Raw genomic sequence first — 22,335 nt, 5'->3', positions numbered from 1 at the left:
GGCGGGCCGGTGGCTTTCGATTACACTGGTCGGCGTCGCAAGCCTGCGGCGATCCCCGTTTTCTGTTGAGAATGTATGCTTCCACCGTCACCGCACGATCCGCAAGATGAGCCCCTTCGCCAGTCGCTGGACGATGCGCACTTCGCCATCGTGGTGCTTGCGGTGACCTCCGTTACGCTTATAATCGTCGTCCTGATGGTGACGCTCTGGATGAGCTAAAGCGAACGGCAGGATGTTCAGAAGGAGAAAGTATGGAGTCGCGAGATGACAAACTGATCGCCATTATCGGCCTGCTGGCAGCCTGCCTGATTGGCGTAGTGTTCCTCTTCGCCATGACCTGGCTCACCGATGTCCGCCATCCCGCCGATCCCTCGCTTGAAGTTCAGAGCTGCACGCCGAAAAAACCGCCGGTTCACCGCAGCTGAAATTTTGTCTGAAATTTAATCTGCTGACTGCGCAGCACCAGTGCCAGGCCCTCGTGCAGCGTGCGGTTGCCGTTGGGATCGCCCAGCCCAAACAGCGCGCCTGGCGAGCGGCGGTCGTCCGCCCAGGCAGGATACTCCACCACCGGATAGAGCGAAATTCCCTCCAGCCCGATTCCCTGATCCAGCGCCAGCATCGCCTCTTCGCTGACGTGCTGCAGCCAGGCGGCGCGCGCGTCGCCTTCCGCGCCGGTTTCCGCCAGCAGCAGCGGGCGCTGGTAGCGCTGCCAGCACTGCGCCAGCAGACGATGCAGCGGCTGGCGCAGCGGATGGGCCGCGGGCATCGGCTCGCCGGGGAAGAACCAGTGATTATCGGGATAGTAGTTCAGGCCGAGGATATCCAGACAGGCTTCGCTGCCGCCCAGTTCGCTGTCGATGCGGCCCGCCAGCATATCCCAGGCTTCAAACTGCGCCTGATGCTGCGCGTCGGCGTAGGGTTTGCTGTCGAGGTTGTGCGGATCGCTGGCGATCTGCACCAGCGGATCGGTCAGCACGAAGCGCGCCTCAGGATAGACGTCGCGGATGGCGTGGATCGCCGCCAGCGATGCGCGCACCAGCTGGCGCTTTAGCTCTTTGCCCCGGTTGGCGACGTGCGGATTGAACCAGGCGACGTCGGCGCCGGCCCAGGCCCAGAATGAAATCTGATTGACCGGCGTAAAAAAGGGCTGGGTGATGCCTTCATCGCGCATCACCTGCGCCATCGCGCGGGCGAATCGGGCGAAATGATCGATAAACGCGGCCTTCCAGATGTTAAGGTGATCGGGATAGCCGAAGTGCGCCAGCTCCCAGATAATCTGCATCTCATGCTGCTTCGCCGCGCGCACCATCGGCAAAAAGCTGCTCCAGTCGTAGCGGTCCGGCTCTTTTTCAATCAGATACCAGCGCCCGCCGTCGCGCGCCGTCTGCAGGCGCTGCGCCGCCAGCGCGGCGTAATCCTTCTCCAGCAGCATATCGTGGCCGCTGCTGATCACCATGTCGAGCCGTTTGCCAGGCGTGCGGCAGGCGGTAGAGCAGGGAAAGCTGCCCTGAAAAAAGGTGTTAAACAGCTGGGGATGGTGGCGCTGAAGCCGGGATGAATCTGACGTCATGGTCCGCTCCTCTGGCTGGCCGGTCGCGATAGTCTGGCTAAGTCTAGTTGAAAAGTGCGGCAGTTGGCCGCTCTCGGACTCCGCGTATAGCCATATTCGGCGAAGCGTTAAATAATAAGAGCGTGTCGATTATCCAGGGAACCCCAATGACCGAAGCGTTAAACCTGTCGCCTGACCTCTCCGACGTCAGCTGGCTCGAGGAGATCGTCGGCCCGCGCAGCGCGCGCCATCCGGGCCTGAGCGGCATTCACCCGCTGGCCGACGGGCTGGACGCCTTCGCCGCGCGCTATCTGCTGATGGGCAAAGCGGAGCGCACGCTCGATGTGCAGTACTATATCTGGCAGAACGATATGTCGGGACGGCTGCTGTTCAGCGCGCTGCTGGAGGCGGCCGGGCGCGGCGTAAAGGTGCGGCTGCTGCTCGACGACAACAACACGCCGGGCCTGGACGACACCCTGGCCCGGCTCGATCGCCATCCGAACATTACCGTTAAGCTGTTTAATCCCTTCTCCTTCCGCACCCTGCGCGCGCTGGGCTATCTCTCCGATTTCGCCCGTCTCAACCGACGCATGCACAATAAAAGCTTCACCGTGGACGGCGTGGCGACCATCGTCGGCGGACGCAACGTCGGCGACGAATATTTTGCCACCGGCAGCGAGCCGCTGTTCGCCGATCTCGACGTGCTGGCCATCGGCCCGGTGGTTGCCGAGGTGTCGAACGATTTTGAGCGCTACTGGCAGAGCAAGCCGGTGGCGCCGCTGAAAAGCGTGCTGGACGAGAGCGAGCAGCAGGATGGCTCGGTGGCGCTGCCGCCCGACTGGCGCGACAGCGAGGCGGTGCAGCGCTATCTGGCGCGCCTGGAAAGCTCGCATTTCGTCAGCCAGCTTGAGCAGGGCACGCTGCGCATGACCTGGGCGAAGGCGCGTCTGCTGAGCGACGACCCGCGTAAGGGGCTGGGGCGGGCGAAGCGCAAAAGTCTGCTGCCGCAGCGCATGCTGGAGGTGATCGGCGCGCCGCAGCGGCAGTTCGATATTATCTCCGCCTATTTCGTGCCGACGCGCGCCGGCGTCGCCCAGCTGCTGGCGCTGAAGCGGCGCGGGGTAAAAATCGCCATCCTCACCAACTCGCTGGCGGCCAACGACGTCTCGGTGGTGCACGCCGGCTACGCCAAATGGCGCAAAAAGCTGCTGCGGCGCGGCATTGAGCTGTATGAGCTAAAGCCGCAGTCCGGCGTGCCGGACGCGCCGCACGATCGCGGCCTGACCGGTAACTCCGGCTCCAGCCTGCACGCCAAAACCTTTACCGTCGATCAGGAGACGCTGTTTATCGGCTCCTTCAACTTCGATCCGCGCTCGGCGGTGCTGAATACCGAGATGGGGCTGGTGATCGAGAGCGAAGCGCTGGCGCGGCAGACCCATCAGCGTTTTAGCGCGGCGATGCGCGATCGCGCCTGGGCGCTGCGCCTCGATAAATGGGGACGCGTCAACTGGGTGGAGTACGCCGGCGAGGCGCGGGAGATCGTGCACAAGCATGAGCCGCGCTGTACCTGGGTGCAGCGCCTGCTGGTGCGGCTGGTGTGGCGGCTGCCGATCGAGTGGCTGCTGTAGCTGGAAAGGGCGCAGCTTCTGCTGCGCCCCCGATGCGCTATTTTTTTTGCGCTTTGCCGGAAAACAGAAAGCGCAGCAGCGGAATACGCAGGTGGATCTCATACAGCAGGAACGCCACGCCGAACACCAGCGCCAGCCCGACGAAAAAGCCCAGCGTGTTGTTGCCGATCAGCGGCGTAATAAAGATGCCGTACAGCAGCGTTAGCGGATGGTGCACCAGGTAGATAAACAGCGAGGCGTTGACCAGGTACATAATGCGCGGCGAGTGAGCGTTAAGCATGCGATGGCCGAAGCTGAAGCAGACATTGAGCATGCAGAGCCCCATCAGCGTGGTGATTAACGCATCCAGCTCATAGAGCCAGCCGTCGCCGCTGCTGTAGCGCTGGTTAAGGCTGTAGGCGATAAACACCAGAATCGCGCCGAAGCACATCACCGGATTAAAGCGCACGAACAGCTGCTTCAGGGCAGGGTGCTTCCACGCCAGCGCGCCGAGCATAAAGAACGGCAAAAACAGCAGCGTCTGCATCACCATAATGCTGAACAGGCCATCCATCAGCAGCGCGGGGAAAAAGGTGAACACCGCGCGGCGGAAAATATCCCACAGCAGCGCATAGCCCATGATCCCCAGCGTGACCTTGCCCCAGCCGATGCGGCTGTAGTCGAGGTGATGCTGCTGCCGACGCAGCCTGTTAAAGGTCACCATGCCCAGCGCGGTGAGGATCACCAGCACCACGAGGAACCACAGATGGGAGATCAGCTCCCACATCAGGTTATTGAACTTGCCGTAAAGCGTCAGGCTGTCCCAGTCGGCCATCTTGTCCGACAGCGCGCGCAGCATAAAAAACTGCGGCAGGGTGATCAGCGGCACGGCGGTCAGCAGCGGAATGCCGACGCGCTCCATGCGCACCTTGAGCCAGCGCTGCGGCTCGTAGCGCAGATAGAGCATGTAGGAGAAATAGCCGGAGATAACAAAAAAGACCTGCATGCGGAAGGCGTGAATAAAATCGTTCAGCACCGTCAGCCAGAGCGACGCCTCCTGGCTGTTGACCGCCCATTTCTGCGTGGAATAGATGAGGGAAACGTGAAACGGCACCCCCAACAACATCAGACAGGCCCGAATTGAATCGAGGAAATATTCACGTTCAGGTTTTGCTGTGCTCATAACGTCCCATTATGTTCGCTGTTTGGCCAGTTTCGCCCTGAAACCGGAGTATACCGGGGTGAAATTCTACCCGCAGTAAACAGGGTATACTATCAGTTGATTCTGGAACGTTTAATTGTCCTAAAAGCGGGGCGCTTGCTGACGAAACCACGGAACAATCTTTTGGATATGCTGTCGGAAAACCGAATAATCCTTTAAGATAAATGGGTTTGTACTTAGCACACGAAAGGGGGGGATGTGCTGATTAAAGTGGAAAATAAAGGCGGGCTGATGAAGATGCGCTGGGTTGGCGCGGCAGTTCTGCTGGCGTTGTACGCCAATAATAGCTGGGCGTTTAACCTTGATGATGTCGCCAAACAGGCGAAAACGCTGGCAGGGAAAAGTTTTGAAGCGCCTAAGAGCAATTTACCCTCTCAGTTTCGTGAAATGAAATTTGCTGACTATCAGCAGATCCAGTTTAACCACGATAAAGCGTACTGGGGCAAACTGCGTACGCCGTTCAAACTTGAGTTTTACCATCAGGGCATGTATTTCGACACGCCGGTAAAAATCAACGAGGTCGCGGCTAACGCGGTGCGCGAGATCAAATACAGCCCTGACTATTTCAACTTCGGCAACGTCAAGCACGACGCCGATGCGGTGAAAAACTTAGGGTTCGCCGGTTTTAAAGTGCTTTATCCGCTTAATAAGCGGGACAAAGACGACGAAATCACCAGCTTCCTCGGCGCCAGCTACTTCCGCGTCATCGGCGGCGATCAGGTTTACGGTCTCTCTGCGCGCGGCCTCGCCATCGACACGGCGCTGCCGTCCGGCGAAGAGTTCCCGCGTTTCAAAGAGTTCTGGATCGCGCGTCCGAAGCCGCAGGATAAACAGCTGGTGATCTACGCGCTGCTCGACTCGCCGCGCGCCACGGGCGCCTATCGCTTTACCGTACATCCGGGCAAAGAGACCACCGTCGACGTGCAGTCGAAGGTCTATCTGCGCGATAAAGTCGGCAAACTGGGCGTGGCACCGCTGACCAGCATGTTCCTGTTTGGCGCCAACCAGCCGTCGCCGGTGACCAACTTCCGTCCGGAGCTGCATGACTCTGACGGGCTGTCGATTCACAGCGGCAACGGCGAATGGATCTGGCGGCCGCTCAATAATCCGCGCCATCTGGCGGTGAGCACCTACACCATCGAAAGCCCGAAAGGCTTCGGCCTGCTGCAGCGCAGCCGCGACTTCAGCCGCTATCAGGATCTCGACGACCGTTACGACATGCGTCCGAGCGGCTGGGTTGAACCGCAGGGCGACTGGGGCAAAGGCCGCGTCGAGCTGGTGGAGATCCCGACCGCAGACGAAACCAACGACAACATCGTTGCCTTCTGGACGCCGGAAAACCTGCCGGATCCAGGCAAAGAGATGAGCTTCAGCTATCGCCTGCACTTTACGCGCGACGAAAGCCAGCTCCACTCTGACGACGTCGCGTGGGTGAAAAACACGCTGCGCTCGGCGGGCGACGTCAAGCAGTCGAATCTGGTGCGTCAGCCGGACGGCTCGATCGCCTTTACCATCGATTTCGTAGGTAAAGCGATGAGCGAGATGCCGGACAACAGCCAGGTCGCGCCGCAGGTGAGCGTGGGCGACAACGGCGAAGTGGTTGAGCAGAGCGTGCGCTATAACCCGGTCACCAAAGGCTGGCGTCTGGTGCTGCGTCTGCGCGTCAAAGATAACAAACAGCCTACCGAAATGCGCGCCGCGCTGGTTAGCGGCGACAAGACATTGACGGAAACCTGGAGCTATCAGTTACCTGCCAATGAATAATCCGACATTAATCCCTAAAAACTACGTGGAAGCCCTGCCGCTGGATGCGGCAGGGAAGGCCCGGTTAAGCGCCTCGCTGCAGCACGCCGAGGCGTTTCACTTCATCCACGAGACGCTTGGCCAGGATGTCGCCGCCAGCGATCGTCCCGACGATGCGCCGCTTAAGTCGGTCTCCGCCCGCGTCAAAATGGCGTGGCCGGATTCGCTGGCCGACGGCGAGCAGTTCGGCAAGGATTACCTTGACCGCACCACGCTGAAGGCGATGCCGAAGGTGAAGCGCTCGCTGATGTTCCCGGAAGCCTGGCGCACCAACCCGCTGGTGCGCGCCTGGCGTTCGCTGCGCGGCGAAAAGCTGACGCATCGCTACGCCACGGCGGAAGAGCAGCGCGCCGAGGAGAAGTGGCGTCACGTCGGCTCGATTCGCCGCTACGTGCTGCTGATCCTCACGGTGTTCCAGACCGTTATCGCCACCTGGTACATGAAAACCATCCTGCCTTATCAGGGCTGGACGCTGCTCGACCCGATGGAGATGCTTAACCAGAACTGGCAGCAGTCGGTGATGCAGATCCTGCCTTACGTGTTGCAGACCGGGATCCTGTTCCTGTTCGCGATCCTCTTCTGCTGGGTCTCGGCGGGCTTCTGGACCGCGCTGATGGGCTTCCTGCAGCTGTTGATCGGCCGCGACAAGTACAGCATCTCCTACTCAACGGTGGGCGACGAAGCGCTGAATCCCGAGCACCGCACCGCGCTGATCATGCCGATCTGCAACGAAGACGTGGAACGCGTTTTCGCCGGCCTGCGCGCGACCTGGGAATCGGTGGTGCGCACCGGCAACGCAGACCATTTCGACGTCTACGTGCTGAGCGACAGCTACGATCCCGATATCGCCATCGCCGAGCAGAAAGCCTGGATGGAGCTGGTGCGTGACGTGGGCGGCGCAGGCAAGATTTTCTACCGCCGTCGCCGTCGCCGCGTGAAGCGTAAAAGCGGCAACATCGACGACTTCTGCCGTCGCTGGGGCAGCAACTACAGCTACATGGTGGTGCTGGACGCGGACAGCGTGATGAGCGGCGAGTGCCTTACCGGCCTGGTGCGCATGATGGAAGCGAACCCGAACGCCGGGATTATCCAGTCGTCGCCGAAGGCGTCGGGCATGGATACGCTCTACGCGCGCTGTCAGCAGTTTGCCACGCGCGTTTACGGCCCGCTCTTCACCGCCGGTTTGCACTTCTGGCAGCTGGGCGAGTCGCACTACTGGGGGCACAACGCCATTATCCGCGTGAAGCCCTTTATTGAGCACTGCGCGCTGGCGCCGCTGCCGGGCGAAGGCTCCTTTGCCGGGTCGATTCTGTCGCACGACTTCGTCGAAGCCGCGCTGATGCGTCGCGCCGGCTGGGGCGTCTGGATCGCCTACGATCTGCCGGGCTCCTATGAGGAGCTGCCGCCGAACCTGCTGGACGAGCTGAAGCGCGACCGCCGCTGGTGTCACGGCAACCTGATGAACTTCCGCCTGTTCCTGGTGAAAGGGATGCATCCGGTGCACCGTGCGGTGTTTCTGACCGGCGTGATGTCCTATCTTTCGGCGCCGCTCTGGTTTATGTTCCTGGCGCTCTCCACCGCGCTGCAGGTGGTGCACACGCTAATGGAGCCGACCTACTTCCTGCAGCCGAGGCAGCTCTTCCCGGTCTGGCCGCAGTGGCGTCCTGAACTGGCGATCGCGCTGTTCTCGACCACCCTGGTGCTGCTGTTCCTGCCGAAGCTGCTCAGCGTGGTGCTGATCTGCTTCAAGGGCGCGAAACCGTACGGCGGTGCGTTCCGGCTGTTTATTTCCCTGCTGCTGGAGATGCTCTTCTCTGTGCTGCTGGCACCGGTGCGCATGCTGTTCCACACCGTGTTTGTGGTCAGCGCCTTCCTGGGCTGGGAAGTGGTATGGAACTCGCCGCAGCGCGACGACGACGCCACGCCGTGGAGCGAAGCCTTCCGTCGTCACGGCTCGCAGATGCTGCTAGGCATCGTCTGGGCGGTTGGTATGGGCGTGCTGGATCTTAACTTCCTCTGGTGGCTGTCGCCGATCGTCTTCTCGCTGATCCTCTCGCCGTTTGTCTCGGTGATGTCGAGCCGCGCCACGGTAGGGATGAAAAGTCGACGCGCGAAGCTGTTCCTGATCCCGGAAGAGTATGAGCCGCCGAAAGAGCTGGTGGACACCGATCGCTATCTGCAGCTCAACCGCGAGCGCGCGCTGAAGCATGGCTTTATGCATGCGCTGTTCCATCCGGCGTTTAACGCGCTGGCCACCGCGCTGGCGACGTCGCGTCACAGACAGAGCCAGCTGCTGGACTACGCGCGCGACCGCCGCGTCGACCAGGCGCTGAGCGACGTGCCTGAGAAGCTGAACCGCGAACAGCGGCTGCAGCTGATCAGCGACCCGGTGGTGCTGGCGCGCGTGCACTCGCGCCTGTGGGAAAACAGCGACAAGTATCATCAGTGGGTAGAGAGCTATCAAAAGCTCGCGCTTAACCCGCTGGCGTTACCGCCGCAAACGCGTTAAGGTTCGAGATGATAAAGCGGCAGCAATGCCGCTTTTTTTATGGACGCGGTTTTAACGCCCTCATTACGTTTTTCTGGCGTAAAATAGCGATAAAAGCCTCGCGGCATTGATTACAATAGCCGCTGTTTGAATTAGGTATCGCGTGTGAAGAGTGTGCTGAAAATAACGGTTGTCGCGCTGATGGCGCTATTATTGAGCGGATGCGGCAGCATTATCAGCCGCGCCGTGCCCGGACAGGGACACGGCAACCAGTACTATCCTGGCGTGCAGTGGGATGTGCGCGACGGCGCATGGCGCGTCCTCACTATCCTCGATCTGCCGCTGTCGCTGGTTGTGGACACCCTGCTGCTGCCGGTGGATGCCCAGCACGGCCCCTACGAGTAGTTACAGCAGGCGGTCAGACTCGCTGTTGTCATCTTCCCACTCCTGCGCCGCCGCTTCGCCCTCTTCGCTGTCGAGGGGAGGCTCAAGCTGGAACTCGCCTTCATCCCATTCGTGCAGGGTGTTTTCGGCTAACCACTCCTGACGCAGCTCCACTTCGTCGAAATCGCCATCAAAAATGGCCTGCGCCGCCTCGCCGCTGCGGATCGGCAGACATTCGCCACTTTCACCTTCATCTTCGAAGAATTCCGCCTGCCACATAATATCGCCATCCTGCATCACATACTTCTGCAGGCCGAACTGACTCACGCTGACATCCTCTTCCTCGATGTCGGGATGATCGGCGAGAAACTCTTCACGTGCAGCATCAATGGCTTCCTCTAAGGTACTGAACATGCTCATCACTTTTCTCCTTGCCTGATTAACGGGATGTAGGAGAAGGATAGACGAAATTTTTCAGGGGAAAGGAGAAAAAGAGGGGCGGGAGAGAAAGTCGTCCCGCCGCCGCCGGTCAGAGCGATTTCTGCGGGAAGTGCAGCACCGGCCGCACCGTTTCGCGGATAACCGGCGCAGAGTAGCGAATACAACATTTAATACAGGGTTTGACCTTTTTAAAGTTAATTCGCGCAATAGATAATGCCTGATTCAGGTTATATAACGTACCGATAAAAACCATGTCGTTTTTATCCGGCATACGCTTACACTCTTTGCGGTGTAAATAATGATAATTTTCCTGATCGGTGCTGATTGTCACGTAGTAATAGATGCCTTTATTCATTTTATGTTCCTGCTAGAGATTTGCTGTGTGTAATCTTTTTATATTTTTAGACGAGCGGTGAAATAACTAACTTTCAGGGTCGAAATTACCGAGGTATGTCTGGGTTTACAAATTCCATAAAGGTATAAAGCCTTAAGTTAAATTGCATAATGAGTATATGTGACGCGCTTAATAAGACAATGCCTTGTAAAATAAGTTAATTTTACTGCATACATAAGCTAAAGCAAAGAATTGTCAATGAATAAATAAGAAAAGGCCTGGAATCAATATAAATCAGGGCCAATTAAGATAAACCTCAAACATTAATTTCGCAGCCTGTTATTTCTCTTGTTCCGGCCTCTGTTCCTGTTTTCGCCTTAATTAATGTAGCCGCCGTAAACATTTAATAAAGATCGGTAATCGTTATCAGACACGCTTGAGTTTAGGCTGGCCTGTTTAGCCAATAATACAATATATAACTCTTTAAAAACAAAGAGTTATAGAGGTTATTCTCATGGCGTAAGGGTAAGCGGCAGTGATGCTTATCGCCGGCGAGCAGAGCGCCGCTCGCCGGCAAAAGGTTAATAACGTGAGGGCTCGCCTTCGGGGCGGGTTTTAAAGCGACGGTGCAGCCACATATATTGTTCCGGTGCCAGCAGGACGCCTTCTTCCACCACTTTATTCATCGCGGCGGCGGTGGCGACGTCGCTGTCGAGCGGCATCTGCTCGCTGACGTCCGGTAAAATCAGCATCTGATAGCCGCGGCCGTGCGGCAGGCGGCGCGGCACAAAGGGCACCACGTGCGGCTTGCCGCTGCGGATCAGCAGATAGGTGCCGACCGTGGTCGCGGCTTTCTCGACCGCGAAGAAGGGAACGAAGACGCTGCTGCGCGGGCCGTAGTCGTGGTCAGGCGCGTACCAGATGATATCGCCGTTTTTCAGCGCGCGGATCATGCCCTTCAGGTCTTTGCGATCCAGCATGCTTTTGTTGGAGCGCATGCGACCCCAGGTTTGCAGCCAGTCGATCAGCTTGTTGTCGTTGGGACGATAGACGCCGATGCCGGGGTTATAGATGCCGAAAATACGCGCGCCCAGCTCCAGCGTCAGAAAGTGCATGCCGATAAGCAGCACGCCGCGCTGCTCATCTTTCGCTTTTTGAATATGCTCAAGGCCAGACACGTCAAACCACTTCTTAATGCGCCAGTCGGGCCAGAACCACGCCATGCCGGTTTCAATCAGTCCCATGCCTACCGACTCGAAGTTGTGCTTGACCATCGCTTCGCGTTCGCTGGTGGGCATTTCGGGAAAGCAGAGTTCCAGATTGCGCTGGGCGATGGCGACGCGGCGCTTTAAGAAGCGCATGGCGATACGGCCTAAACCGCAGCCGAGCACATAGAGCAGCGGATAGGGCAGCAGCACCAGCAGGTAGAGGAACGCGATGCCCAGCCAGGTCAGCCAGTAACGGGGATGCAGAAGTTCTCGGGAAAATTGCGGCAGTTGAGTCATAGGAAAAAGCTTATCCTGCGTAATGCGCCTGATGGCACCAATATCTCGTTGATTTTCCCCTATTGTGCCAGCTTTTCTTCTGCGCTGAAATAAAGGCAGACGCATTGCGCAGGCGACGAATTGAAAATCCGCCGCCCGACAGGCGGGATGAAAAGCCGCGTCAGATCAATTTTCTTTGCATCCTGGCGCATTGCTGTATCATGTGCGGCGCAATTTTTATCCCCAACAGGAACGAACACCATGCCAGTGTTACACAACCTTGTTAACAATAAAGAGCTGAAGGCGCGCATGCTGGCGGAGACCGAACCGCGCACCACCGTCTCATTCTACAAATACTTTCACATTGCCGATCCCAAGGCCTTTCGCGACGCGCTCTATCTCGGCCTGACCGAACACAAGGTGTTTGGTCGCGTTTACGTGGCCAAAGAGGGCATTAACGCGCAAATTAGCGTGCCGGCCAGCCGCTATGAGCAGATGAAAGCGTTTCTCTACGGCTTTGATCCTGCGCTGGACAAACTGCGCATGAATATCGCCCTCGACGACGACGGGAAATCCTTCTGGGTGCTGCGCCTCAAGGTGCGCGACCGCATCGTAGCGGACGGCATTGAAGATGAGAGCTTTGACGCCAGCGATGTCGGCACCTATCTGAAGGCGGCGGACGTCAACGCGATGCTCGACGATCCCGACGCGGTGTTTGTCGATATGCGCAACCACTACGAGTATGAAGTGGGTCGTTTTGACAATGCGATGGAGATCCCGGCTGATACCTTCCGCGATCAGCTGCCGATGGCGGTCGAGATGCTGCAGGAGCAGAAAGATAAAAAAATCGTGATGTACTGCACCGGCGGCATTCGCTGCGAAAAGGCGAGCGCCTGGATGCGTCACAACGGTTTCGACGATGTCTATCATGTCGAAGGCGGCATTATCGAATATGCGCGTCGCGCGCGTGAACAGGGATTGCCGGTGCGTTTCAAAGGCAAAAACTTCGTGTTCGACGAGCGTATGGGCGAGCGCATCTCTGATGACGTGCTGTCGCAGTGTCATCAGTGCGGCGCGCCGTGCGACACCCACACCAACTGCGTCAACGACGGCTGCCATCTGCTGTTTATTCAGTGTCCGAGCTGCGCCGAGAAGTTTCACAACTGCTGCAGCCCGCTCTGTATGGAAGAGTCGCAGCTGTCGCCGGAAGAGCAGCGCGCGCGCCGCGCCGGTCGCGAAAACGGCAACAAAATTTTCAACAAGTCGCGTGGCCGCCTGACGATGGCGATCCCATCGCCGGATAAAGAGTAACGCGTAGAGCCTGACGCCGGTGCGTCAGGCTTTTTGCGTTTAGCGGTCGAAGCGGGAGAGTGAGAAGGGCGCGAGGTCGAACGAGAACGGTTTATCGAGCGCGAACTCCGTCGCCAGTTCGCCCAGCACGCTGGCGAACTTAAAGCCGTGGCCGCTCAGCCCGGTGATAATTAACCGATTCGGCTCATCCGGCAGCGTATCGATAATAAAATCTTCGTCGGGGCTGATGTCATAGCTGCACGCCTCGCCGTGCAGACAGACGCCGACTCCTGGCAGGAATTTCCGCAAAAAGGCAAAAGCGTCGCTGCCATCTTCGGCGTAGCTGCCGAAAGGTTTGCGCTCTTCCGGCGCCCTCATCGGCTGACCGCCGTCGTGGCGCCCCAGCTTTAACGCGTTATTGTCCGCCGGGAAGCCGTAGAACTGGCTGCCGTTCTCCATCTCCACCGTAAAGCCGGGAAACTGATTGTTTTCGCTGTAGCGCCCGTCTGCCTGATACCAGGCGAAGACTTTGCGCGTCGGCTTCAGCGGCAGATTGGGCACCAGCTGGCCCACCCAGGTGCCGGCGCTGATCAGCAGCTTGCGCGCGCGGAAGGTGCCATCCGCCGTCACCACCTGCTGCAGATCGCCGTCGCGGCCGATGTGCGACACGCCGCAGTTAAACAGCTGCGCGCAGCCCGCCCGTTCGGCAAGGGCGATCCAGCTGCGTACCGCCTGCTCGCACTTCAGATAGCCCGACTGCGGTTCAAACACGCCGATATAGCCGTCCGGCACGGCAATCTGCGGCCAGCGCTGACGCACCTCGTCCGCCTGCAGCACCTGTACGTCCAGCTTCCAGGCCTGCGCGCTCTCAATGACGTTGCGAATAAACGCAGAGTGAACGGGCGCGAGGTTGATAATGCCGCTGCGGTGCATAATGCGTTCGCCGGCCAGCTGCTCCAGCTCATCCCACAGCGTCTGCGCGCGTAGCACCAGCGGAACATAGCGCTCGCCTTCACCGTAGGCGTGACGGATCAGGCGCGTTTCGCCGTGATGCGCGCCCTGGGTATGCGGCGGATGGGCGGAATCGATCATCAGCACCGACAGGCCAGCCTGGGTGGCGTAAAAGCCCGCGGCGGCGCCGACGGAGCCGCTGCCCACCACAATCAGATCATAAATCATTGAAGGGTAAACTCCTGAAAGCCGTAACACGCCCAGCAGCATACCAGAATCAGAAATGAAAAAGGCACCCCTGAGGGTGCCCGTTTACCTGGCTGAGGCTAATGTTTGGACTGGTAACGTTCCATCTGCTCAGCCGATTCGATCTTGGCAATGCCAGCTTCAAGAATCGAGATAAATTGCCTTGCCACGTCTGTTGTCAGCCAGTAGGTTGGTCCGACGTCTGCTTCTTCTTCTTTTTGATCCTGCGAGGAGAGCGAATGTAAGCGGATCATCATGGCGTCGTAGCTGTCTACGGTACTGATATCCCAGCCCACCAGCGGGTGAGTCTGAATAACGTCTTTATTTCTGTCCATTATAACCTCCTTATTACTCGTTAAACGAAGTGCATGATGAGGTTCAATGCGGCTTTTTTATCCAGTAGCGAGACAATTATAACAGAAAATATGTGATCTCCGATTAAAAAATGCGGCGAACAAAAAGTGAGCGAAATAATCGGCGTTAAAAAGGGCGTTCAAAAAAATAAAATGCCTGACGCATCAGGCAGTTTTTTTCAGGCGCTAAAATCAGGCCACAGGGTCAGCAGGCTGCGCGCCGGGATGCTTTTGCAACACCTGCGCCAGACGAGCAAAGTGCTGCTGCAGATGTTCATCATGATTCTGGTTTTGCGCTTCAAGCGTCAGGTGATGCACCATCAGCTGAGCGGCGCGCTCGTCCAGGCAGAAGGTCAGGCTGGAAAACGCGCTTTCCAGCACCGTCAGGCGACGTTGCTGCTCGGCGATCAGCGCCAGCAGTTCGCCGAAGGTCATGGCCTCTTCCGGATTGTCTGTCATCATTTCGTCTCACCTCCTGTTAAGCATAACGAGCGCAAGAATAGGCGATTGATCGATCAGAGTCTAGATGCAGGAAAATGTTCTGGCGAGGGGGGAGAGTGATAAAAAAGCCGGATGGCGACACCCGGCAAAAACTGCGCAGTGGCGGTTAATCGGTAACAAACCAGTCGTCAGCGCTCTCCCAGGTTTCCTGCAGGATATCGCTGACCCGATCGCGCGTCTCTTTACCGCCGCCCAGCACGCTGAGCTGGTTTGCGGTGGCATAGCGCACTTTGACGTGGTTCTGGCCGTCGGGAAACTCTTCATCGAGACGGCGGGAAAGTTCTGCCGTCAGCGCCTCCATGGCGCCAGACGGAAGCGGGGACGTTTTGGCAACGGTAATTTCAACACGCATAGCAGCCTCCGGATTAGATACTGTATATATCTACAGTATAATTGCGCCGGAGGCAAGCGAAAGCGCAGATTAGATTTTCACGCGCCAGTTTAGCGTCTCGCCGGCGAGGAAAGGCACCAGCGCGTGTTCGCCCATGCTGATGCGCTCCTCCACCGTCCAGGGTTCGCGCACCAGGGTGATGGAGCCCTCGTTGAGCGGCAGGCCGTAAAAGCGCGGGCCGTTCTCTGAACAGAACGCCTCAAAATGCTGCAGCGCGCCCAGCTCCTCAAAGACGGTGGCGTAGGCGGACAGCGAGGTCGGCGCGTTGAATACGCCTGCGCAGCCGCAGCTCGCCTCTTTCAGGTGACGCAGATGCGGCGCGGTATCGGTGCCGAGGAAGAAGCGTGGATGGCCGCTGGCGACCACCTTGCGCAGCGCCTCCTGATGCACGTTGCGCTTCAGGATCGGCAGGCAGTAGAGATGCGGACGCACGCCGCCGACCAGCATATGGTTGCGGTTGAACATCAGGTGCTGAGGCGTAATGGTGGCGCCGAGCTTGTCATTACCCGCCTCGACATACTGCGCCGCCTCCTGGGTGGTGATGTGCTCGAAGACGATCTTCAGCTCTGGATACTGTTTGCGCAGCGGCTCCATGACCGTTTCGATAAAGCGCGCCTCGCGGTCGAAAATGTCGATGTCGGCGTGGGTCACTTCGCCGTGGATCAGCAGCGGCATGCCGATTTTCTGCATGCGCTCCAGCACGCTGCTGATGGCGGCGATACTGGTGACGCCGTGGCTGGAGTTGGTGGTGGCGTGCGCCGGATAAAGTTTCGCCGCGGTAAACACGCCAGCGCTAAAGCCCTGTTCAATTTCGTCAGGATCGAGCGAGTCGGTAAGGTAGCAGGTCATCAGCGGCGTAAACGCGTGTTCCGCCGGCAGTGCGGCCAGAATGCGATCGCGGTAGGCGACGGCGGCGGCGACGCTGGTAACCGGCGGCACCAGGTTGGGCATCACGATGGCACGTCCGTTAACCGCGCTGGTGTAAGGCAGGACCGTTTTAAGCATCGCGTCGTCGCGCAGATGGATATGCCAGTCGTCAGGGCGGCGGATAGTGAGTTGTTGAGGCTGTGCAGTCATCAGTGAAGCTCCGGCTTGTCAGGAAACGTAGAGGCGCGTTTTGGCCGGGTACAAAGCATAAGGTGTCGGGCAACCGTTTGCACTTCTTTTCTTACAGGGAAGGGGAAAAGGACAGCGGGCACGGCTCCAGACCGCAAATGAGCTTACAGCGCGGGTGACATGGACCGAAGAGCAAAGCGTCCCGCGCAAGGGACAAAAACGCCTGGAGCGTTTTTGAACAACGCAGCGCGTTGGCCCGTTTACGGGCGCACCTCAGGGAGGAGGTGCGTATCCACGCGGGCCGAGCCGCCAGGGATGGCGCTTTTGCGTCTTTGCGATCGGGCCATGTCACCCACGCCTGCACCTTGTTACTGCGTAAACGGAATCACCAACTGGCCCGGCTCAACCTTCAGCCCTTTAGCGAATTTCTTCGCCAGCGCCTCGCCTTTGCTGCGATCGGTGCTCAGCACCCAGGCGGGCTTTTGATCAAAGTAGCTTTTCAGCGACTGATTAAGATAGGGCGTCAGGCTTTTCATCACCGCGGCCATCTTCTCCGGCTGCACCTGGGCGTCGACGATCTCCAGATCGCGCAGGAAGACCGCACCCTGCTGCGCGTCGAACACCGGCCGCGCCTTCATCTTCAGCTGCATATCCGCCTCCTGCGGGCCGAACAGCGAGGTGACATTGATTTTCGCCTTACCGGTCAGCGTAACGCGGTCCGGCTCCTCGCGACCAATCTGGCTGCTGAGATCGGTTAACAGAATATGGGCGTTCACCAGACCGGCGACGCCAATATCTTTTTCATAGTTGTTGTGCTTCGCCAGCGCCTGATTCACTTCCTGCTCGCTGATGGTGTACTGCGTGAGCTGATTGCAGCCGCTAACCAGCACGGCGAAAAACAGGGCCGACAGCCCAAGAAATACCTTTTTCATCTTGTCCTCATCCAGATGGGTGCTTATGCAGCGCATAGGGTGCCTGAATGCGGAAAGGGTGTCATTAAGAAGGCGATGAGAAACGCAGGCGCGCCTCTCATCGCATCGCGTCAGAGGGCGATAGAGGAGAGCAGGTTGACCTGCGTCTGTTTCGCCATATTGTCGCGGTAGTCTGCGACGCGGCTCGGCCAGTCGATGCCGGCCACCAGCGTCAGCGAGCGCAGCAGCGGAAAGAGATGAATATCATCTTCCGACAGCTCGCCGTTGACCGCATTCGGCTTGACGATCAGCTTGTCGAGCTGGCGCAGATCGTCGCTGACGTTTTTGATCAGGCCGGGCGCATGGCGCTTCAGCTCGGCGAAGTCGCCGATCGCCGCCTCTTTTTTGCTGCGGAAGTAGCTGCGCGCCTCTGGCGTGGCAAATTCGGCAAACGCGGCGTCAGCGATGCGCGGCAGCAGCAGCTTGTTAATGTAGCTATTGGTATGGCGCAGCCAGTCGCTGATAGCCGGATTGGCCTTGCCGGTCAGCAAAGGTTCGCCGTCGCTTTTATCGATCAGGCGCACAATATCGAGGCTCTCCGGCATCGCGCTGCCGTCATCTTTTTGCAGAATGGGCGCCATTTTCTGACCCACCAGTTTTTTCGGCGTCGCTTCGTCGTCGTTAAGCATCACGATCAGCTCGACCGGCAGGTTTTTCAGGCCAAAAATCATGCGCGCTTTGACGCAAAAGGGGCAGTGGTCGTAGATGTAGAGTTTCATCCCGGTCTCCTTTGGTGTTCAGAGTGACGGGCGTCACCCTGAATGAGGACGTGCCGGAAGTATGGAAGAGATTCAGGCCCAGGGCAAACCCGAGCCGGGCGCGAACGGCGAAGGGCCAGTGCGCATCAAGAGGTTTCCGCCTGAGCGTTAACGAATATTTTACCGAAGCAGAGGCGACGGTTATAGTGAAAGCCATGTGACTGGCCCCGCTTTCTCTAAGCCTCAGATTTCAGGAGTCATGATGTTTGGCTATCGTTCTGCCGCGCCCAGGGTGCGATTGACCACCGACAGGCTGGTGGTTCGTCTGGTCCATGAGCGCGACGCCTGGCGGCTGGCGGATTACTACGCCGAGAACCGCACCTTCTTAAAACCCTGGGAGCCGGTGCGCGATGAGAGCCACTGCTATCCCTCCGGCTGGCAGGCGCGTCTGGGCCTGATCACCGATATGCATAAAAGCGGTTCCGCCTATTACTTTGTTTTAATGGATCCCGAAGAAGGCGAAATTCGCGGCGTGGCCAACTTCAGCAACGTGCTGCGCGGCTCGTTTCACGCCTGCTACCTCGGCTACTCGCTGGGCGAGAAGTGGCAGGGGCAGGGGCTGATGTTTGAGGCGCTGCAGAGCGCAATCCGCTATATGCAGCGTCAGCAGCACATTCACCGCATCATGGCGAACTACATGCCGCATAACCAGCGCAGCGGCGATCTGCTGGCGCGCCTCGGCTTCGAAAAAGAGGGTTATGCGAAGGATTATCTGTTGATCGACGGTCGCTGGCAGGATCACGTGCTGACCGCGCTGACCAGTCAGGAGTGGACGCCGGATCGGCGTGGTTAATAAGGAGATCAAAATGAAAATGGCGCTATCGCCGCTGGCGTTGCGTATTCTCGGCTGCCTGCTGGAAAAGCAGGTCACCACGCCGGAGCAGTATCCGCTGTCGTTAAACGCGGTGGTCACCGCCTGCAATCAAAAATCGAACCGCGAGCCGGTGATGAACCTGAGCGAAAGCGAGGTGCAGGACGAGCTGGATCGACTGGTGAAGGCCCATCTGGCAACTGCTAACAGCGGCTTCGGCCAGCGCGTGGCGAAGTATGAGCAGCGCTTCTGCAACTCGACCTTTGGCAACCTGCAGCTCAGCAGCGCCGAGGTGGCGGTGCTGACGCTGCTCTTTCTGCGCGGCGCGCAAACGCCGGGCGAACTGCGCACGCGCAGCGGCCGGCTGCACGAGTTCGCCGAAGTGGCGGAAGTAGAAGCGACGCTGGCCGATCTGGCCGAGCGTGAGATGGTGGCGCGCCTGCCGCGCGAGCCGGGCAAGCGCGAGAGCCGCTACGTCCACCTGTTTGGCGACGAGACGGCGGCGGCCGCCGAGGAGACGCCGCTGGAGGATAACAGCGATCTCAGCGCGCGCGTCGCCGTGCTGGAGCAGTCGCTTGCTGCGCTACAGGCGCTGGTGCAGTCGCTGCTGCATAAAGGAGGCTGAGATGAGTTTACGCATTGGCGTCGTCGGGCTGGGATCGATCGCGCAGAAGGCCTGGCTGCCGGTCCTGACGCAGGCGGAGAGCTGGACGCTGGCGGGCGCGTTTTCCCCCGACCAGCAGAAGGCGAAAGCGGTGTGCGACAGCTACCGCATGGCCTGTTTTTCCTCCCTGAACGCGCTGGCCGACGCCTGCGACGCGGTGTTTGTCCACAGCAGCACCGCGACCCACTATGAGATCGTGAACGCGCTGCTGCTGGCGGGAAAAGATGTGCTGGTCGACAAGCCGCTGGCGGAGACGCTGGATCAGGCCGAGGCGCTGGTGGCGCTGGCAGAGAAGCGCGGACGCCGGCTGATGGTCGGCTTTAACCGCCGCTTCGCGCCGCGTTATCAGCAGCTGCGGCTGGCGATGCCGCAGGCCGCCAGTCTGCGTCTGGAGAAGCACCGCAGTGACAGCGTCGGTCCGCGCGATCTGCGCTTTACGCTGCTGGACGACTATCTGCACGTGGTGGATACCGCGCTGTGGCTGGCGGGCGGCCGCGCGACGCCGCGTCATGGCACTATCAGCACCAACGAACGCGGCGAAATGCTTTATGCCGAGCACCACTTCGCCGCCGGCGCGTTGCAGATCGCCACCAGCATGCATCGCCGCGCCGGCAGCCAGCGCGAGCGCGCCAGCCTGATCGGCGACGGCCGCTGCATCGACGTGCTGGAGATGCGCGACTGGCAGGAAGAGCGCGGCGACGGCGTTCGCTTCGATCCGCCGCCCGCCTGGCAGAGCCATCTGACCCAGCGCGGCTTTAGCGGCGCGGCGCACCATTTTATCCAGTGTGTGCAAAATCAGACGATGCCTGAAACAGGGGGCGAACAGGCGCTGCTGGCGCAGCGCGTGGTAGAAAAACTGTGGCGCGAGGCGGAAAGGGAATAACGCCTTGTAACACTCCGCGCTGGTCATTTCCCGCCGTGACAGTAGACTATCGCCGGGCGCCGCTGGGCGCCCGCGCTAAGTAGCTCATTTTGCCGACTCTTTTCAGGACGCGCGCCAATTATGAATCTGTTGAAATCGCTGGCAGCGGTCAGTTCCATGACCCTGTTTTCCCGCGTATTGGGTTTTGCCCGTGACGCCATCGTGGCGCGGGTGTTCGGTGCCGGGATGGCCACGGACGCCTTCTTCGTCGCTTTTAAACTGCCTAACCTGCTGCGGCGTATTTTCGCCGAGGGCGCCTTTTCCCAGGCTTTCGTGCCGATCCTCGCCGAGTACAAGAGCAAGCAGGGCGAAGAGGCGACGCGGCTGTTTATCGCCTATGTCTCGGGGCTGCTGACGCTGGCGCTGGCGCTGGTGACGGTAGCGGGAATGGTCGCCGCGCCCTGGGTGATTCTGGTGACCGCGCCTGGCTTTGCCGACACCGCCGACAAGTTCGCGCTCACCAGCGCGCTGCTGCGCGTCACCTTTCCCTATATTTTGCTGATTTCGCTGGCGTCGCTGGCGGGGGCAATACTCAATACCTGGAACCGCTTCTCGGTGCCCGCGTTTGCGCCCACGCTGCTGAATATCAGCATGATCGGTTTTGCGCTCTTCGCTGCGCCGCACTTCCATCCGCCGGTGATGGCGCTGGCGTGGGCGGTGGTAGCGGGCGGCGTACTGCAGCTCTTCTATCAGCTGCCGCACCTGAAGAAGATCGGCATGCTGGTGCTGCCGCGCCTTAACCTCAAGGATGCGGGCGTCTGGCGCGTGATGCGTCAGATGGGGCCGGCGATCCTTGGCGTCTCCGTCAGCCAGATTTCGCTGATCATCAATACCATTTTCGCCTCGTTTCTCGTCTCCGGCTCGGTCTCCTGGATGTATTACGCCGATCGCCTGATGGAGTTCCCGTCGGGCGTGCTGGGCGTGGCGCTCGGCACTATCCTGCTGCCGTCGCTGGCGAAGAGCTTTTCCAGCGGCAACCACGACGAGTACTCGCGTCTGATGGACTGGGGCTTGCGCCTCTGTTTCCTGCTGGCGCTGCCGAGCGCGGTGGCGCTGGGCATTCTTTCCGGCCCGCTGACCATCGCGCTGTTTCAGTACGGCAAGTTCACCGCCTTTGACGCCCTGATGACGCAGCGCGCGCTGATCGCCTACTCCGTCGGGCTGATGGGACTGATCGTGGTAAAAGTGCTGGCGCCGGGCTTCTATTCACGTCAGGACATCAAGACGCCGGTGAAGATCGCCATGATTACCCTGTTGATGACGCAGCTGATGAACCTGGCCTTTATCGGCCCGCTGAAGCATGCCGGTCTGTCGCTCTCTATCGGCCTGGCGGCCTGCCTCAACGCTTCGCTGCTCTACTGGCAGCTGCGCAAGCAGCGTATTTTTCAGCCGCAGCCGGGCTGGGCGAGCTTTTTGCTGCGTCTGCTGATTGCGGTGGTGGTGATGGCAGCGGCGCTGGTGGGCATTCTCTGGCTGATGCCGGCGTGGGAGCAGGGCGCGATGGTCTGGCGTCTGGTGCGGCTGGCGGCGGTCTGCGCGGTAGGCGGCGGCGCCTACTTCCTGACCTTAGGGCTGCTCGGCTTCCGCCCGCGCGATTTTGCGCGCCGGGCGCACGCGTAGCAGTGCATTAAAAATGAGGTAATAGCGCAGTCGGGTGCCGCTCAGGGGCGGGCGGTCCTCGCGCCGCTGACGCGGTTCCTTCACGCCACTCGTCTGCCTGACGGACCGGTGGGGATGGAACATCCCTGTTCCAGCCCCACCTTTCGCCCGCATCCATGCGGGCTCTCCTGGCAGCCTCATTCTGTTCAGCGCTGCGAAATGCCCGCCCCTGAACGGCACCAGCCTGCTGGCCAGCTTCCGTGTGCGCTGCTGGAAAAGGACGGCAGCGTTTTTACTGCTGCAAAGGGCACCGTGCCTGAGGCCACTGCGACTCCTCTGCTGTAGAGGGCTATTCGCAGCGCTGAGGCGGAAACGTTGTGCCAGGAGCCTGTCGCAGGGATGCGACAGGCAGTTCGGGTAGGCCTGGATGGCCGTACCCGAACGGTCCGTCCGGCACGACGTTGCAGCCGAAGGCACCGCGAAGCGGCGCGAGGACGGCCCGGCAGCAGA

At 59.5% G+C, this 22,335-nt stretch carries 23 protein-coding genes; 11 read left to right on the top strand and 12 right to left on the bottom strand.

The window, feature by feature from the left end:
- The first annotated feature begins 75 nt into the window (after positions 1-75).
- Together B2J69_RS24160 and B2J69_RS24155 are read left to right on the top strand one after the other, a co-directional pair.
- Positions 76-219: a hypothetical protein gene (locus B2J69_RS24160; RefSeq protein ID WP_167376549.1), complete on the top strand. Its 144-nt coding sequence runs from the start codon at positions 76-78 to the stop codon at positions 217-219.
- A 32-nt stretch (positions 220-251) separates the two neighbouring features.
- Entirely contained in the window at positions 252-425 is a 174-nt protein-coding gene (locus B2J69_RS24155) for a hypothetical protein (RefSeq protein WP_167376548.1), read from the top strand.
- Here the strand turns inward: B2J69_RS24155 and B2J69_RS01565 are convergent.
- Positions 413-1,570, bottom strand: a complete 1,158-nt coding sequence (locus B2J69_RS01565; RefSeq protein WP_081135404.1) for a beta-glucosidase — start codon at positions 1,568-1,570, stop codon at positions 413-415. The two genes, B2J69_RS24155 and B2J69_RS01565, sit on opposite strands and share 13 nt — an antisense overlap.
- Positions 1,571-1,716: 146 nt before the next feature.
- Here B2J69_RS01565 and B2J69_RS01560 point away from each other — a divergent pair, with 146 nt between their 5' ends.
- On the top strand, positions 1,717-3,177 hold the full coding sequence (locus B2J69_RS01560) for a phospholipase D family protein (RefSeq protein WP_081135401.1): 1,461 nt from the start codon (positions 1,717-1,719) through the stop codon (positions 3,175-3,177).
- 37 nt (positions 3,178-3,214) lie between these two features.
- On the opposite strand, the gene mdoC is transcribed toward B2J69_RS01560, so the two are convergent.
- Positions 3,215-4,339, bottom strand: a complete 1,125-nt coding sequence (gene mdoC / locus B2J69_RS01555) for a glucans biosynthesis protein MdoC (protein ID WP_081135397.1) — start codon at positions 4,337-4,339, stop codon at positions 3,215-3,217.
- Positions 4,340-4,606: 267 nt separating this feature from the next.
- Between mdoC and B2J69_RS01550 the strand changes: the two genes are divergently transcribed.
- From B2J69_RS01550 to B2J69_RS01540, 3 genes are all read left to right on the top strand, one after another.
- Positions 4,607-6,142: a glucan biosynthesis protein G gene (locus tag B2J69_RS01550; RefSeq protein WP_174580886.1), complete on the top strand. Its 1,536-nt coding sequence runs from the start codon at positions 4,607-4,609 to the stop codon at positions 6,140-6,142.
- Positions 6,135-8,690: a glucans biosynthesis glucosyltransferase MdoH gene (gene mdoH, locus B2J69_RS01545; protein WP_081135390.1), complete on the top strand. Its 2,556-nt coding sequence runs from the start codon at positions 6,135-6,137 to the stop codon at positions 8,688-8,690. Before B2J69_RS01550 ends, mdoH begins: the two co-directional genes overlap by 8 nt.
- A 156-nt stretch (positions 8,691-8,846) precedes the next feature.
- Positions 8,847-9,074: a YceK/YidQ family lipoprotein gene (locus B2J69_RS01540; protein WP_081136353.1), complete on the top strand. Its 228-nt coding sequence runs from the start codon at positions 8,847-8,849 to the stop codon at positions 9,072-9,074.
- Here B2J69_RS01540 and B2J69_RS01535 read toward each other — a convergent pair whose 3' ends face one another.
- The 3 genes from B2J69_RS01535 to B2J69_RS01525 form a co-directional block, all read right to left on the bottom strand.
- Entirely contained in the window at positions 9,075-9,473 is a 399-nt protein-coding gene (locus tag B2J69_RS01535) for a MysB family protein (RefSeq protein WP_081135385.1), read from the bottom strand.
- Between the two features lie 109 nt (positions 9,474-9,582).
- Positions 9,583-9,849, bottom strand: coding sequence for a hypothetical protein (locus tag B2J69_RS01530; RefSeq protein WP_081135381.1), 267 nt, complete (start codon positions 9,847-9,849; stop codon positions 9,583-9,585).
- A 560-nt stretch (positions 9,850-10,409) separates the two neighbouring features.
- Positions 10,410-11,333 carry a Kdo(2)-lipid IV(A) acyltransferase gene (locus tag B2J69_RS01525; protein WP_081135376.1) on the bottom strand — a complete coding sequence of 308 codons (924 nt, stop codon included), beginning with the start codon at positions 11,331-11,333 and terminating at the stop codon, positions 10,410-10,412.
- 240 nt (positions 11,334-11,573) lie between these two features.
- Between B2J69_RS01525 and trhO the strand changes: the two genes are divergently transcribed.
- The gene (gene trhO, locus B2J69_RS01520) at positions 11,574-12,623 is read left to right on the top strand and encodes an oxygen-dependent tRNA uridine(34) hydroxylase TrhO (protein WP_081135371.1); all 1,050 of its coding nucleotides are present in this window, start codon (positions 11,574-11,576) and stop codon (positions 12,621-12,623) included.
- A gap of 39 nt (positions 12,624-12,662) precedes the next feature.
- Here the strand turns inward: trhO and solA are convergent, their stop codons facing one another.
- From solA to grxB, 7 genes are all read right to left on the bottom strand, one after another.
- Positions 12,663-13,781, bottom strand: a complete 1,119-nt coding sequence (solA, locus tag B2J69_RS01515; RefSeq protein WP_081135367.1) for an N-methyl-L-tryptophan oxidase — start codon at positions 13,779-13,781, stop codon at positions 12,663-12,665.
- A gap of 98 nt (positions 13,782-13,879) precedes the next feature.
- Positions 13,880-14,134 (bottom strand): biofilm formation regulator BssS, encoded by a 255-nt coding sequence (gene bssS / locus B2J69_RS01510; RefSeq protein WP_081135362.1) that lies wholly within the window; start codon positions 14,132-14,134, stop codon positions 13,880-13,882.
- Positions 14,135-14,344: 210 nt separating this feature from the next.
- Positions 14,345-14,614, bottom strand: a complete 270-nt coding sequence (locus tag B2J69_RS01505) for a hypothetical protein (protein ID WP_081135357.1) — start codon at positions 14,612-14,614, stop codon at positions 14,345-14,347.
- Between the two features lie 145 nt (positions 14,615-14,759).
- Positions 14,760-15,005 carry a DNA damage-inducible protein I gene (gene dinI / locus B2J69_RS01500; protein WP_081135352.1) on the bottom strand — a complete coding sequence of 82 codons (246 nt, stop codon included), beginning with the start codon at positions 15,003-15,005 and terminating at the stop codon, positions 14,760-14,762.
- A 69-nt stretch (positions 15,006-15,074) separates the two neighbouring features.
- Positions 15,075-16,121 carry a dihydroorotase gene (gene pyrC, locus B2J69_RS01495; protein WP_081135348.1) on the bottom strand — a complete coding sequence of 349 codons (1,047 nt, stop codon included), beginning with the start codon at positions 16,119-16,121 and terminating at the stop codon, positions 15,075-15,077.
- Between the two features lie 347 nt (positions 16,122-16,468).
- Complete coding sequence (locus B2J69_RS01490; protein ID WP_081136351.1) at positions 16,469-17,032, bottom strand: lipoprotein; 564 nt, start codon at positions 17,030-17,032, stop codon at positions 16,469-16,471.
- A gap of 110 nt (positions 17,033-17,142) precedes the next feature.
- Positions 17,143-17,790: a glutaredoxin 2 gene (gene grxB / locus B2J69_RS01485; protein WP_081135344.1), complete on the bottom strand. Its 648-nt coding sequence runs from the start codon at positions 17,788-17,790 to the stop codon at positions 17,143-17,145.
- 241 nt (positions 17,791-18,031) lie between these two features.
- On the opposite strand from grxB, the gene rimJ reads away from it, so the two are divergent.
- The 4 genes from rimJ (at position 18,032) to murJ (ending at position 21,846) form a co-directional block, all read left to right on the top strand.
- Entirely contained in the window at positions 18,032-18,622 is a 591-nt protein-coding gene (gene rimJ, locus B2J69_RS01480; protein ID WP_081135340.1) for a ribosomal protein S5-alanine N-acetyltransferase, read from the top strand.
- Positions 18,623-18,635: 13 nt separating this feature from the next.
- Positions 18,636-19,265 carry a YceH family protein gene (locus B2J69_RS01475; protein WP_081135336.1) on the top strand — a complete coding sequence of 210 codons (630 nt, stop codon included), beginning with the start codon at positions 18,636-18,638 and terminating at the stop codon, positions 19,263-19,265.
- Position 19,266: 1 nt separating this feature from the next.
- The gene (locus B2J69_RS01470) at positions 19,267-20,187 is read left to right on the top strand and encodes a Gfo/Idh/MocA family protein (protein ID WP_081135332.1); all 921 of its coding nucleotides are present in this window, start codon (positions 19,267-19,269) and stop codon (positions 20,185-20,187) included.
- 120 nt (positions 20,188-20,307) lie between these two features.
- Positions 20,308-21,846 carry a murein biosynthesis integral membrane protein MurJ gene (gene murJ / locus B2J69_RS01465; RefSeq protein ID WP_081135327.1) on the top strand — a complete coding sequence of 513 codons (1,539 nt, stop codon included), beginning with the start codon at positions 20,308-20,310 and terminating at the stop codon, positions 21,844-21,846.
- Positions 21,847-22,335: the final 489 nt, after the last annotated feature.

The organism is Pantoea latae (assembly GCF_002077695.1).
GTDB classification, from domain to species: Bacteria; Pseudomonadota; Gammaproteobacteria; order Enterobacterales; family Enterobacteriaceae; genus Pantoea; species Pantoea latae.
The sequence above is the reverse complement of the archived record's forward strand: the minus strand, read 5'-3'. Positions and strand labels throughout refer to the sequence as shown.